The sequence below is a fragment of the Methylobacterium sp. Leaf108 genome, assembly GCF_001423265.1.
Classification (GTDB): Bacteria; Pseudomonadota; Alphaproteobacteria; order Rhizobiales; family Beijerinckiaceae; genus Methylobacterium.
The window spans coordinates 130,252-143,815 of sequence record NZ_LMND01000034.1; the positions used below are offsets into that span (position 1 = coordinate 130,252).

Consider the following 13,564-nt stretch of genomic DNA (forward strand, 5'->3'; position numbering starts at 1 on the left):
GGTCCCCCTCCCCCGCGGAGGGGGAAGGGATCCGCGTCGCGTGACAGCGCGAACCCGTGCGATCGTCCCTCACGTCGAGGCCCCGGCGGTCTTGGCCCCGCCCTCGCGCCGACCGGTGATGCGTCGTTCGAGCCGGTCGAAGGCGAGGTAGATCACCGGCGTCGTGAACAGCGTCAGCACCTGGCTGACGATGAGGCCGCCGGCGATGACGATGCCGAGCGGCTGGCGCAGCTCGGAGCCGACGCCGGTGCCGACGATCATCGGCACCGCCGCGAACAGGGCGGCCAGCGTCGTCATGAGGATCGGGCGGAAGCGCAGGAGGCAGGCCTCGTAGATCGCGTCACGCGGGCTCCTGCCCTCCTCGCGCTCGGCCTGGAGCGCAAAGTCGATCATCATGATCGCGTTCTTCTTCACGATGCCGATGAGGAGCACGATGCCGATGATGGCGATGACGTCGAGCGACAGGCCGAACAGCATCAGGCCGATCAGGGCGCCGATGCCCGCCGAGGGCAGCGTCGAGAGGATCGTGATCGGGTGGATGAAGCTCTCGTAGAGGACGCCCAGCACGATGTAGACCGTCACGATCGCGGCCAGCACCAGGAAGAGCTGGTTGGAGAGCGCCGATTCGAAGGCCAGGACGGAGCCCTGCGGCACGATGCGGAAGCTCGGCGGCAGGTCGATCTCCTTGCGGACCCGCTCGAACTCGCCCACCGCGTCGCCCAGCGCCGCCCCGGGGGCGAGGTTGAACGAGACGGTGCTGGCGGGAAACTGGCCGAGATGGCTGATCAGGAGCGGCGCGCGGCGCTCGTCGACACGGGCGATCGCCGAGAGCGGCACCTGGCCGGAGGCGACCGTGGAGGACGGCAGGTAGATGGTGTTGAGGCTCTCCAGCGTCTTGTGCTGCTCCGGATCGGCCTCGAGAATCACCCTGTACTGGTTCGACTGGGTGAAGATCGTCGAGACGATGCGCTGCCCGAAGGCGTCGTAGAGCGCATTGTCGACGGTGGCCGGCGTGATGCCGTAGCGGCCGGCCGTGGAGCGGTCGATGGTGATGTAGGCGGCCAGCCCCGCGTTCTGGAGGTCGCTCGCCACGTCCGCCAGCAGGGGCGAGCGTTGCAGCGCCTGGATGAAGCGCGGCACCCAGACGGTGAAGGCGTCGAGGTTCGGGTTCTCGAGGATCACCTGGTACTGCGTCGGGCTGACCGCAGTATCGATGGTGAGGTCCTGGATCGGCTGCATGTACAGGCGGATGCCCGGCACGCTGGCCGTGGCCTCGCGAATGCGCCGGATGATCGCCGAGGCCGCGTCCTTACGCTCGGCGTGCGGCTTCAAGTTGATGAGGAAGCGCCCGGAATTGAGCGTCACGTTCTGGCCGTCGACGCCGATGAAGGACGACAGGCTGACCACGTCGGGATCCTTGAGCACGATGGCCGCGAGCTGCTGCTGGCGCTCGGCCATGGCGGCGTAGGACACGGTCTGGTCGGCCTGGGTGATGCCCTGGATCACGCCCGTGTCCTGCACGGGGAAGAACCCCTTGGGGATCACCACGAACAGGTAGCCGGTGAGGATCACCGTGCCCACCGTCACGATCAGCGTGAGGCCCTGGTGGGCCAGGACCACGCGCAGGGCGCGGCCGTAGGCGGCGATGGTGCCTTCGCTGAGCCGGCGTCCGAGCCGGGACAGGAACCCTTCGCGCCGCGCCACCCGCTCCGGCACGTGCTTGAGGAGGCGGGCGCACAGCATCGGCACGAGGGTCAGCGAGACCACGCCCGAGATGACGATGGTCGCCGCCAGCGTGATCGCGAATTCGTGGAACAACCGGCCGATCACGTCGCCCATGAACAGGAGCGGGATCAGCACCGCGAGCAGCGACACGGTGAGCGAGATGATGGTGAAGCCGATCTCCCGGCTACCCTTGAGCGCCGCCTCGAACGGCGGATCGCCCTCCTCCACGTGCCGGGAGATGTTCTCGATCACCACGATGGCGTCGTCGACCACGAAACCCGTGGCGATGGTGAGCGCCATCAGGGAGAGGTTGTCGAGGGAGAACCCGTAGAGGTCCATGATCGAGAGGGCGCCGATCAGCGACAGCGGCACCGACAGGCTCGGGATCAGGGTGGCGGCGACGCTGCGCAGGAACAGGAAGATCACCAGGACGACGAGGCCGATGGCCAGCGCCAGTTCGACCTGCACGTCGTGGACGGAAGCGCGGATGGTGACGGTGCGGTCGGTGAGCAGCGTCACCGTGATGGCGCCCGGCAGCGTCGCCTGCAGCTGCGGCAGCAGCGCCTTGATCTTGTCGACGGTGCTGATGACGTTGGCGCCGGGCTGGCGCTGGATATTGAGGATGACGGCCGGCGTCTCGTCCATCCAGGCGCCGAGCTTGGTGTTCTCCGCGCCGTCGACGACGTCGGCCACGTCCGACATCCGCACCGGCGAGCCGGCCTTGTAGGCGATGATCGCATCCTTGTAGGCGGCCGGGTCGCGGATCTGGTCGTTGGCGTTGATGGCGTAGGACTGCGTCGGCCCGTCGATGGTCCCCTTGGGCGTGTTGACGTTGAGGTTGGCGATCGTGGTGCGCAGGTCGTCGATGTTGAGCCCGTAGGCGGCCAGGGCCCGCGCGTTGAACTGCACCCGCACCGCCGGGCGCTGGCCGCCGCCGACGCTGACGAGGCCGACGCCGGGGACCTGCGAGATCTTCTGCGCCAGGCGCGTCTCGGCGAGATCGCGCACCTGCGTGAGCGGCAGCGTCGCCGAGGTCAGGGCCAGGGTCAGCACCGGCGCATCCGCCGGGTTGACCTTGGCGTAGATCGGTGGCGCCGGCAGGTCGCTCGGCAGCAGGTTGCCGGCGGCGTTGATGGCCGCCTGGACCTGCTGTTCGGCGATGTCGAGGGGCAGGTCGAGGTTGAACTGCAGGGTGACGACGGACGCGCCCGCCGAGCTCTGCGAGGACATCTGGTTGAGGTTGGCGAGCTGGCCGAACTGCCGCTCCAGCGGCGCGGTCACCGCCGAGGTCATCACCTCCGGGCTGGCGCCCGGATAGAAGGTCTGAACCTGGATGGTCGGATAGTCGACGGCGGGAAGGGCCGAGACCGGCAGGTTCACGTAGGACACCATGCCGACGATGAGGATCGCCAGCATCAGGAGCGTCGTCGCGACGGGTCGCAGGATGAAGAGGCGCGACGGGTTCATCGGGTGCGCGCCGCGGCTGGCACGCCGTGACGCCCCTCCCCCCGGACCGGGCCCGGACCGCGGCCGAACATCGAAACGCGGTGCGCCATCACGGCGCCTGCTCGCGGCGGCGGCGCTCGCGCTTGGGCGCTTCCGCGCCGGGCTGGCCTTGAGCGGCCGGCATCGACGCGCCGGTGGCGGCCGCCGCCCCTTCGGCAGTGGGCGTACCGGGCTGAGCGTCGGCGGGCTTGCCGTCCGATATCTTGCCGTCAGCCGTCTTGCCGTCAGCCGCCTTGTCCTCGATGACCCGCACCGGCGCGCCGTCGCGAAGCCGGTCGGTCCCGTCGACCACGACCCGGTCGCCGACCTGCAGCCCCGAGATCACGGCGGTGCGCGGCCCGTCGCTCTCGCCGAGCTTGATCGGACGCACCACCACCTTGCTGTCGCCGTCGAGGAGATAGACGTAGGTGCCGGGCGTACCGCGCAGGATCGCGGCGGTGGGCACGATGGGGACGTCGGCCAGGGTGTCCACGGTGAGCTTGGCGTTGACGAACTGGTTGGGAAACAACGCGTCGTCCTTGTTGTCGAAGATGGCGCGCAGCTTGACCGTGCCGGTGCTCGTGTCGATCTGGTTGTCGACCGTGTCCAGCGACCCGCTGGCGACCTCGACGGTGTCGCCGCGGTCGTAGGCTTTCACCGTGAGCTTGGCTCCGGCGCGGATGCGCTTCATCACGCGCGCGACATCGTCCTCGGGCAGCGTGAACAAGACCGAGATCGGATGCAGCTGCGTCACCACCACGAGGGCGGTGGAGGCGGCGGTGACGTAGTTGCCCTGATCGACCTGACGCAGGCCGACCCGGCCCTCCACCGGCGATGTGATCCGGCAGTAGGCGATGTTGAGCTTCTGCTGATCGACGAGAGCCTGGTCGGCGGCCACCGTGCCCTCGTTCTGCTTGACGAGGGCCGCCTGCGTGTCGACGTTCTGCTTCGAAATCGAATCCTGCTGCGACAACCGCTGGAAGCGGGCGAGGTCGAGCTTGGAGTTCTGCAGGAGCGCCTGGTCGCGCTGCAGCTGCCCCTCGAACTGGGCGAGCTGCGCCTCGTAGATGCGCGGGTCGATCTGAGCGAGGAAGTCGCCGCGCTTCACCATCTGGCCCTCGCGATAGCCGATCTGGGTGAGGTAGCCGCTGATCTGCGAGCGCACGGTGACGGTGGCCAGCGGTGTCACGGTCCCGAGCCCCGACAGCACCACGGGAATGTCGCCGGCTGTGATCCGGGCGATGCCCACCGCCTGGGCCGGGTCGCCGGTCCGGCCGCCGCGCCCCCTGCCGCGGCCCGGCTCGGCCGCGGCCTCCGTCTTGGCCTGCTCGCCCTTGGGGATAGAGTAGGTCCGGTAGGCGTAGTAGCCGCCGCCCGCCGCCGCGAGGAGGAGCAGGAACCAGATCCAGCCGCTCCTGGAGCGACGCGTCACGGTGGGGTTGGGCTCGGAATAGTCGCGCGCCGTCTCGGTGCGGATAGGGGTGCTGTCGTTCATCGATACAAGCCCGATCGCCCGGCGCGGAGCACCATGCGAAGCGAATGGTCGGCAGCCGATCCGGCGCCCGACGTCGACCCCGACCTGGTGCTCGCCCAAGATGGGGCCGGCCACGCGGTTTGACATCCCGGCCGGGCGGAACAGCCGCGCCGGGGGAAACCGGCATCGTGAAGCAGCGACACGTCGAGCATGGCATACCAACTGGGCCGCCAATGCGTCGCCAGTGCGGCGTCAGTGTTTCCGGGTATTGCCGTCCGCCGTCACCGGGGCCTGTCCTCGAGGGTCCGGTAGAGCCTCAGCATCTCCCGGAACGCGTCGTCGGCGGGGGTCACCGGAACGGCGAGGCGCAGCCCCGCGCCGGTGACGGCGACGAGGCAGGCGAGAATGATGCAGGTCCGGCTCGACATCGCGTTCGCAGGGCTGGTTCGGGATACCGCCCGGTATCACTTCATCGAACGTTTGCCTGCCCCGTGAGGGGGCGTTCGCGGCGAGAAACGACCGGAGCGGCACATCGGCCCCGACGAAACGAGGGGGCGGAGTTCCACCGAAGCGAGCGCCGCTCCAGCCGTGAGCGAAAGCTAAATCACGGCTGATGAATGTCAACAATCGTCAGAGATCGACCGTTGTCGAGGGTGCGCCTGCGCACGCGACGTCGGGATATGTACCGCTCTTCCACCATGCTAGGCGCGGTGAAGCCGGCGCCCTCGTCTTCTTTCCGCGGTTTCGTCTCATGAACCCCGTCTTCGCTGATCTTCCGACCACCATCTTCGAAGTGATGTCGGGCCTGGCCCGCCATCACGGCGCGATCAACCTCGGCCAGGGCTTTCCCGACGATCCCGGCCCGGCGGACATCCGCGAGACGGCGGCCCGCGCGCTGCTGGAAGGCTACAATCAGTACCCGCCGATGATGGGCCTGCCGATCCTGCGCGAGGCCATCGCCGCCCATTACGGCCGGCACCAGGGGCTGACGCTCGACCCGGAGACGGAGGTGATGGTGACCTCGGGGGCGACGGAGGCCCTGGCCGCCTCGCTTCTGGCCCTGATCGAGCCGGGCGACGAGGTCGTGCTGTTCGAACCCGCCTACGACGCCTACCGGCCGTTGGTCCTGAGGGCGGGCGGCATCCCGCGGGTCGTGACGCTGCGGCCCCCGCACTTCGGCCTCGACGAGGCGGCCCTCGCCGCTGCGTTCAGCGAGAGGACGAGGGTCGTCGTCCTCAACGATCCGCTCAATCCGAGCGCGACGGTCCTGGCCGAGGACGATCTCACCATGCTGGCGGGGTTCTGCGAGCGTTTCGACGTCGTCGCGGTCTGCGACGAGGTCTGGGAGCACCTCGTCTTCGACGGGCGCCGACACCTCCCGCTCATGGCCGTCCCCGGCATGCGCGAGCGGACGGTGAAGATCGGCTCGGCCGGAAAGATCTTCAGCCTCACCGGCTGGAAGGTCGGCTTCGTCATGGCGGCACCGACCCTCATGAAGGGCCTGTCGAAGGCCCATCAGTTCTTGACCTTCACGACGCCGCCCAACCTCCAGGAAGCCGTCGCCTACGGGCTGGCCAAGGACAGGGCTTATTTCGAGGAGATGCGCGCCGGGTTCGCGCGATCGCGCGACCGGCTGGCGCGCGGTTTGGCGGAGCGGGGGTTCACGGTTCTTCCGGCGCAGGCGACGTGGTTCCTCAACATCGACATCGCGGACTTGGGCATCGCCGACGACGTCGCCTTCTGCCGCACGCTCGTGTCGGACTACGGGGTCGCCGCGATCCCGGTCAGCGCCTTCTACACCGCGGACCCGGTGCGCCACATCGTGCGGTTCTGCTTCGCCAAGGCGGATCACACCCTCGACGCGGCCCTCGACCGCATCGGCGACTTCGGCCGGACGCTGGCCTGAGAACGACCGCGTATACGCCTCACATGGCCGGAACGGTGCCGTTACGGCCGACGACCACGATGACAGCCCGGATCTTGCCGCCTGGTGCGGGCTGGGTGAAGGCGACGATCGGCGCACCGGAGATCAGAAGGCTCTTGTCGCCGGGATCGACGAGGTTCACCGGCGTACCGTCGTCGGCGACGATGGTCTTCTCGCCGTCGCGGTAGCGGACGGTGATGACGCGACCCTTCGTCCCCTCGAGGGTCTGGACCGCGCCGTTCGTGGTGGCGGCGCCGTCCACGAGATCGGAGGGCGCATGTCCGTCCGACGTTCCCCTGAGGCTGGAGGAAAAGACCGTCAGCTGCAGCGCCTTCTGCGTGCCGTCGGGCTGCGGCATCGCGGTCGCGCCGATGTAGCTCTCCGGCTTCACGTCCGAGAGACGCCCCGTCAGCGCCGAGAAGATCTTCGGCCGCTCGGGAAAGGTCAGGACGACGCTCTGGCCGGATCGGGTCCTGATCGTCGCCTTCTCGCTGTCGGCGTCCTCGATCGTCCCGCGGTACACCTTCAAGGTCTCGGCCCGGAGCGCCGAAGCGCCGGCGGTGAGAGCGCCCATGAGGGCGGCGATCGCGACGCCCGTCCTGGCGAACGTGAGAGTGGCAGACGTCATGACCGGGTCTCGATCCTTCGGGGGCTGCAGGCCGTCGCCCAACGGTGCGAGGGCCGGCACCGGAAAACCCGCCATTCGGCGGATGGTGCCCTCGGCGCCGGTCGATTTCGTGCGCTGCGCTCAGTGGGCCAGCAGCATCGGGATCTCGGCATGCGCGAGCAGATGGCTGGTGGGGCCGCCGAAGATCATCTGGCGCAGGCGGCTCTGGGTATAGGCGCCCTTGATCAGGAGATCGCAGCCATAGGCCTGCGCCTCGGTGAGAAAGACCTCGCCGGGGGTGCGCCGCCCGGCCGGAAGGGCGCTGTGGTCGGCCTCGATCCCCTCACAGGCCAGCGCCCGCGCCAGGTCTTCCGCACTCGGACCCGGGACCGTCCCGCCCTCGACGCTGATGACCCGGATGCGGGCGGCCTTGCGCAGGAACGGCATCGCGAAGGCCACCGCCCGCGCGGTCTCGGTCGAGCCGTTCCAGGCGATCATGACGGCGGTGCCCAGGCTCGCGGGGGGCTTGGGCGGCGCCAGCAGGATCGGGCGCCCTCCTTCGAACAGGGCCGTCTCGAAAGTGGTCATGCGCGGACTGCCGTCGTCCGCGCCGGGCCGGCCGACCACGGTGGCGGTGAACAGCCGCGCGTAATGGCCGAGGAAGGCGTCGCCGGCCGGGACGTCGGGACGCCAGCGGTAGCGGGGTCCTGCCTTGGCGACGGCCTCCGGGGTGCAGGGTCCCTCCTGCGCCAGCGGCAGGCCGGCGTTGGACATGAAGTCGACGAACCGGCGGCCTGCGGCTTCGGCCTCCGCCTTGTCGGCCTCCTCGTCGCGCAGCCACGTCATGCCGCCCACCATGTCGACGGGGACGTATTCCGCCAGGGCCGGCCGGAGGGAGACCCCCTCCACCAGGCTACCGAACAGGGTCGCCACGATGCGCGTGGTCTCGAACACCGAGTCGAGGGAATCGTGAAGGGCCACGGGGACGAGAAGCGTCTTCATGGATGCGGCACCTCGGCCTGTCGGATCGCGACGATGGCGGAGGCTAGCGCATCGGCTCGAAAAGGGGAGCCCGGTATTCGGAACGGGTCGAGGGAAAACGCCCCGCCGGTCGCTCGATGGGCCTCTTCAGGGTCCGTCGACCGGCTTCGGCCGGGTTCCGGTGCCGGCCGGATCGAGCCAGCGGCGGGCGCGGGCGACCATCGGGCGCTCGACGTAGCGGTGGACCGCGAGGGCGATCGCCGCCGCCATCATGATCATCGCGGCCATGGACGCCGAGGGCGAGATCGGCAGGGCGAGACCGGTGATCGCGCCGCGCAGGCCGCGCAGCACGAAGGGATGAACGAGGTAGAGGGCGTAGGAGGCGTCCCCCAGGTGGATGCCGAACCGCCACGGCAGGGACGACGACGTCGCCCGCCCGGCGGACGCACCGAGCCCGGCGGCCGCCACCAGCAGCATCGCCGGCAGGCCGTAGGCGAGCGGCCGCGCCACGGCATCGGGCTCGGGCGCGACCGACAGCAGCGCGAGGCCGACGAGCGCCAAGGCGAGCCGAGACGCCAGCGACAGCCGCAGGCCCTCCGCCCGTGCCAGGCCGACCGCGGCGCCGAGGGCGAATTCGAGGCCGATCGGAGCGCTCCAGAACGCCAGGGGCATCGCCAGGTCCGGCACCAGCACGTGCAATCCGGCCAGAAGGCCGAGGACGCCGGCGACCCAGGCGACGGCGGCACGGCGCCCCCAGCCCAGAGCGACCGCGAACAGCAGGTAGAACGCCATCTCGCACTGGAGCGTCCAGCCCAGGGAATAGAGCGGCTGGGCCCGGCCGTCGGGGTCGAGCACCGGCCAGAACAGCAGCGATGCGATCACGAAGCCGGGCTCGGCGAGCCCGCGCCCGCCGTTGGAGAGCAGCCCCGGCAGGGCCAGCACGACGGCGAGGTACAGGCCGCTCGCCAGCCAGTAGAGGGGAACCAGACGGGCAACGCGGTGGGCGAGGAAGCGCCGCCAACCACCCCTCACCCCGTACAGCGGGGCGGCGGCATGAACGATGATGAAGCCCGAGATGACGAAGAACACGTCGACCCCGGCGGCCCACGGGAGCACTCCGATCGCAGCGAACGCCACGCCGCCCCGGTCGGCCAGGATGACCGCTTCCACCGTGGCGTGGTGCATGACGACCATCAGGGCCGCCATCGCCCGCAAGACCTGGATCGCCCGCAGCATCAGCGTCGACGATCCGTATCCGACCGATCAAGCGTGGCTATAGTATTCTCGGGCGACGCAGCAATAGCCTGACCCATCGGGCAGGAACCAATAGAAGCAGGCCCCGTTGACGGGTCGCACCGACGATTGCGATGCGGCCGACCGACGACGGTCGCATCCATCGTTCGTCGAAACCATATTCGAGGATGACCATGAACAAGACTTACGCAGCGTTCACCGCCGCCGTCGCCGTGATCTCGGCCCCCGCTGCCGCGCAGACCATGCAGGGCGATTTCCGTATGGCGGCGATGCAGGCGAACGCCTTCGAGATCCAGTCGAGCCAGATCGCCCTCGACAAGAGCCGCAACCCGGCCGTCCTGCGCTTCGCCCGCGATGCCGTGCGCGACCACCGCGCCGCCAACGTCGCTCTCGCGGGCGGCGAGCGTAACGTGATGGCCTCCAACGGCGGTCCCATCGGCGGTCTGATCGAGGCCCCGTTGGCTGTGGCCGGTGGCGCGGTCGGTGCCGCGACCGGTGCAGCGGCGGGCGTCGTCGGCGGTACGCTCAGCGGTGGTCCGGTCGGGGCTGTCGAGGGTCTCGGTAGCGGAGCGGCGCGCGGCGCCTCCACCGGCAGCCGGATGATGACCCGTGACGTCGACACCACCGCCGGCACCACCATGGTTCCCCTGAACCCGCAGCAGCAGCAGATGCTGGCCGAACTCGCCGCCGCCCCCTCGGGCCAGCGTTTCGACCGCCTCTACGGGAGCATGCAGGTCCAGTCGCACGAGATGACGATCGGGATGTACCGGTCCTATGCCGCCACCGGCACCAACCCCGCGCTTCGCGCCCACGCCGAGCAGGCTCTGCCGGTGCTCGAGGGGCATTACCGGATGGCCCAGGCTCTTCCCGGCGCTCGCTGAACGGTGCGTCGCGACGCCCGACAGCGACCATATGGAATGGCGGGCCGATGGCCCGCCATTTTCGTTTGCGCGGTCGGCAGCTGGGCTCAAGGCTCCACGCAGTTGATCAGCGAGGTCGGCGACACCTTCTGCCCATTCTGGTCGATCGCCGGAGCGAAATCGCCCGTGGTCGGATCGCGGACCAGGAGTTCACCCTTGGCGATGCCGAAGTGAGCGCCGTGCAGCTGCAGTCGGCCATCCTCGACCCGCTCGCGCACGAAGGCGAAGGTCATCAGGTTCTCGAGGCTCTGGGCGACCATCGCGTACTCGAGGCGGGTCATGTAGTCGGGCCCGCTCTGGGTCTCCGCCTTCTCGGCGGCCGGACCGACGAGGGAGACCCACTTGCCGATGAAGTTGCCCTCCGACAGGGGCTTCGGCTGCGTCGCATAGGCCTTGATGCCGCCGCAGGTGGCATGCCCGAGCACGACGATATGCTTGACCTCCAGCGCCTGCACCGCGAACTCGATGGCCGCCGACGTTCCGTGATACTGGCCCCCGGCCTCGAACGGCGGCACGATGTTGGCGACGTTGCGCACGATGAAGAGTTCGCCCGGCCCCGTGTCGAAGATCACCTCGGGCGAGACGCGGCTGTCGCAACAGCCGATGAGCAGCACCTCGGGACTCTGGCCCTCGGCCACGGTGGCGTAACGGCTGACCTCCTTGGGCAGGCGATCGTCGAGAAAATGGCGGTAGCCGGAGGTCAGGGCTTCGGGAAACATACGGACATCTCCAAGGTGTGGACGGGCGGGGATAAACGTGGGACGGGTAGGGCGACCGTCAAGAGTCGTGCCACGACAGGGTGACGGGGGAGCCCGGCACATCGCCGTTGAGGATACGCCGCGCGAGCGCGGCCAGGCCACGAGGTTCGATCCGTTCCGAGGTGGCGTCGAGGTCGCTCGAGCTCCACCAGCGCACGCCGCGGACGGGATTGTCCTCGGTCTCGGCAAGTCGTGCCGTGTCGATCCGATCGTCGGGCAGGCGCACGACGAAGTAGCGTTCGTGCGCGATGCGCGATGTCCGGAAGAGATGGAACGGTCCGTCGCAGGTCGCCACGCACGGACCGAGATCGACATCGGGCCGCCCGATTTCCTCTGCGAGTTCGCGGCGACAGGCCTGTTCGGGCGTCTCGCCAAACTCGATCCCACCGCCGGGCATGAACCAGAACCCGCGACGCTCCGGGTCCACCGGATCGAACGGCCGGACCGCCTCGTACTCGATGAGCAGAAGGCGCTCGCGGGGATCGAAGACCAGGGCACGGGCGATCTGGCGATGCGGAGGCTCGGTCATGCCCACGCTTTAGCAAGGGCCTCCGCTTTGGCAAGCGCGGGTGCTCGACCCGGTCGCCGTCCCCGAGCGGGCACCGGTCAGCGGCAGGGGAGCGCCAGCGCCGTCGCGGCGACCAGCTCGGCGGTGTCGCGCACCCTGTCCGGCTCGGACGGATCGTCGGCGACCGCGGCCGCCTCGCGGTTGAGCTGATCGTTGCAGGCGCAGGTGGCGATCTGCCCGCGGGGCGGCGAGCAGGCGTCGTGGTGCATGCAGGCCGTATCGAGGGCGTCGACCGGCGGACGCGGCGCCCTGTTGCCGGGACCGCAGTAGTTGCCGTGGATGAGCACGGCCTTGCGGGAGGAATCGATCACGAGCCCGTCCTGCGCTCCGGCGGAAAGGCACGAGAGCAGCAGGGCGAACGGTACGAAGGCGGTAGAGCGTATCACGGTCGATCCTCGTCGATCGGCGTCCCCTTACGCCACAACATGGCGAACGGCGTCCGATCGGCAAGAGGCGGGCCCGCCGGGGGGACCCGGCGGAGGATCGGTCGCCGGCAAAGGAGCTGCGCGCAATGCGACCGGTCGTGTTAACCTTTTATTAACTCGCCGATTGCCGAGAAACCGCCGCCATGAGACCGTTCGTTAACGGCAGATTAACGAGACGGGCAGGGTCATGCGGGTCGCGAGTTCCACTCTTCAGAACACCCCGTCGCGCTTCGTCAAGGCTGCCCGTGCCCTTTGCGGCATCGGTCTGCCGATCCTCGCCGGCCTGATCGCCGGCTCGGCTGCGGAGGCCCAGACGTTCGCGTCGCTGCCGGCCGCACCCAGCGCCATCGTCGCCGGAGCCGACGCCCGCCCCATCGCGGCCTGGACGGAGTTCTGCCAGAGCTATGCCGCCGAATGCGCGGTTTCGACCGCCGAGGCGGCCGTCATCACGCTCAGCCCCGCGGTCTGGAACACCATCGTCTCCGTCAACCGCAAGGTGAACAAGTCCCTGCGGGCGATCACCGACCTCGACCATTGGGGTTCGGCCGACCGTTGGGACCTCGCCGAGGACGGCGCCGGCGATTGCGAGGACTTCCAGCTCGTCAAGCGTCGGATGCTGGCCGAGGCCGGCCTTTCGCGCCGCGCGATGCGGATGACGGTCGTGATCGACGAGAAGGGCGAGGGACACGCCGTCCTGACCCTGATCACCGACCGGGGCGACATCATCCTCGACAACAAGACCAGCAGCGTCCTGCCCTGGCGTCAGACCGGCTACACCTTCATCAAGCGCGAGAGCCAGGCCGGCATCGGCTGGGTTTCCCTCGGCCGCGCAGCCTCGCCGGTGACCACGGCCAACCGCTGAGGCAGAGCGGTCATCGCCCCACGACTCCACGACGGAGGCCCGCGGCGAACCGACGTTCGGCCAGCGGAACGTGGACCGGGAGGACGCCGAACCTTCGAGGAGCGTCCCACATCGGGACGAAGACACGTCCTTAACGGTAAGGAAATATTAGGCGTCGCAAGGGCATCGTCGGCCTGTGACGGAGGGCTCGAGCCCATGACGGACCGGACCTGGACGATGCGAAACGCGACCCTGCGCGGCATGATCCTGGCGGTCGGTCTGGCGGGATCGGCGATCCCCGCGAGCGCCGGCGACGTGGCGACCCTCCATGCCACATGGCGCGGCTGCCTCGAGCGCAGCTTTAGCCTGCAGGCCGTTCTGACGAGCCGGACGCTGGCGGCCGACACCGCCGTGCGGACCTGCCGCGAGAGCGAGACCGCCTACCTGGCGGCCCTGTCGACATCCCCCCTCGTGGACGACGACGACGTGGCACGGGTGCGGCCCGCCCTCCTCCAGCGCGCCCGTGGCTGGCTTCTCGGCGTGCAGACCACCCAGCCGCTCTGATCACAGCCGGCGGGACCGCCACACGGGGCGGGCCCGCA

The 13,564-nt window shown here is 69.3% G+C and carries 13 protein-coding genes; 4 read left to right on the top strand and 9 right to left on the bottom strand.

What is annotated here, in order from left to right; translation table 11 throughout:
• Positions 1-69 precede the first annotated feature (69 nt).
• The 3 genes from ASF39_RS18630 to ASF39_RS21780 all read right to left on the bottom strand — a co-directional run bounded on the left by ASF39_RS18630 (position 70) and on the right by ASF39_RS21780 (position 5,112).
• A complete protein-coding gene (locus tag ASF39_RS18630) occupies positions 70-3,192 on the bottom strand; it encodes an MdtB/MuxB family multidrug efflux RND transporter permease subunit (protein WP_055889813.1) in 3,123 nt (1,040 codons plus the stop codon).
• 88 nt (positions 3,193-3,280) lie between these two features.
• Positions 3,281-4,705 (bottom strand): MdtA/MuxA family multidrug efflux RND transporter periplasmic adaptor subunit, encoded by a 1,425-nt coding sequence (locus ASF39_RS18635; protein ID WP_056286692.1) that lies wholly within the window; start codon positions 4,703-4,705, stop codon positions 3,281-3,283.
• Between the two features lie 260 nt (positions 4,706-4,965).
• Positions 4,966-5,112, bottom strand: a complete 147-nt coding sequence (locus ASF39_RS21780; RefSeq protein ID WP_165700243.1) for a hypothetical protein — start codon at positions 5,110-5,112, stop codon at positions 4,966-4,968.
• A 323-nt stretch (positions 5,113-5,435) separates the two neighbouring features.
• Between ASF39_RS21780 and ASF39_RS18640 the strand changes: the two genes are divergently transcribed.
• The gene (locus tag ASF39_RS18640; RefSeq protein ID WP_055889820.1) at positions 5,436-6,590 is read left to right on the top strand and encodes an aminotransferase; all 1,155 of its coding nucleotides are present in this window, start codon (positions 5,436-5,438) and stop codon (positions 6,588-6,590) included.
• A gap of 19 nt (positions 6,591-6,609) precedes the next feature.
• Here the strand turns inward: ASF39_RS18640 and ASF39_RS18645 are convergent, their stop codons facing one another.
• The 3 genes from ASF39_RS18645 to ASF39_RS18655 form a co-directional block, all read right to left on the bottom strand.
• Positions 6,610-7,236, bottom strand: coding sequence for a hypothetical protein (locus ASF39_RS18645; protein ID WP_244472466.1), 627 nt, complete (start codon positions 7,234-7,236; stop codon positions 6,610-6,612).
• 120 nt (positions 7,237-7,356) lie between these two features.
• Entirely contained in the window at positions 7,357-8,217 is an 861-nt protein-coding gene (locus tag ASF39_RS18650; protein ID WP_055889824.1) for a universal stress protein, read from the bottom strand.
• Positions 8,218-8,343: 126 nt separating this feature from the next.
• Positions 8,344-9,432, bottom strand: coding sequence for an acyltransferase (locus ASF39_RS18655; RefSeq protein ID WP_244472467.1), 1,089 nt, complete (start codon positions 9,430-9,432; stop codon positions 8,344-8,346).
• A 191-nt stretch (positions 9,433-9,623) separates the two neighbouring features.
• Between ASF39_RS18655 and ASF39_RS18660 the strand changes: the two genes are divergently transcribed.
• Positions 9,624-10,331 (top strand): DUF4142 domain-containing protein, encoded by a 708-nt coding sequence (locus ASF39_RS18660; protein ID WP_055889949.1) that lies wholly within the window; start codon positions 9,624-9,626, stop codon positions 10,329-10,331.
• Between the two features lie 86 nt (positions 10,332-10,417).
• Here ASF39_RS18660 and ASF39_RS18665 read toward each other — a convergent pair whose 3' ends face one another.
• The 3 genes from ASF39_RS18665 to ASF39_RS18675 form a co-directional block, all read right to left on the bottom strand.
• The gene (locus tag ASF39_RS18665; protein WP_055889828.1) at positions 10,418-11,089 is read right to left on the bottom strand and encodes a carbonic anhydrase; all 672 of its coding nucleotides are present in this window, start codon (positions 11,087-11,089) and stop codon (positions 10,418-10,420) included.
• Positions 11,090-11,147: 58 nt separating this feature from the next.
• Positions 11,148-11,657: an NUDIX domain-containing protein gene (locus tag ASF39_RS18670; protein WP_056286695.1), complete on the bottom strand. Its 510-nt coding sequence runs from the start codon at positions 11,655-11,657 to the stop codon at positions 11,148-11,150.
• A gap of 77 nt (positions 11,658-11,734) precedes the next feature.
• On the bottom strand, positions 11,735-12,082 hold the full coding sequence (locus ASF39_RS18675) for a hypothetical protein (RefSeq protein WP_244472468.1): 348 nt from the start codon (positions 12,080-12,082) through the stop codon (positions 11,735-11,737).
• Between the two features lie 226 nt (positions 12,083-12,308).
• Between ASF39_RS18675 and ASF39_RS18680 the strand changes: the two genes are divergently transcribed.
• Both ASF39_RS18680 and ASF39_RS18685 read left to right on the top strand, forming a co-directional pair.
• Positions 12,309-12,983, top strand: coding sequence for a transglutaminase-like cysteine peptidase (locus ASF39_RS18680; RefSeq protein ID WP_056286698.1), 675 nt, complete (start codon positions 12,309-12,311; stop codon positions 12,981-12,983).
• Between the two features lie 216 nt (positions 12,984-13,199).
• Positions 13,200-13,526, top strand: coding sequence for a hypothetical protein (locus ASF39_RS18685; RefSeq protein WP_055889955.1), 327 nt, complete (start codon positions 13,200-13,202; stop codon positions 13,524-13,526).
• Positions 13,527-13,564: the final 38 nt, after the last annotated feature.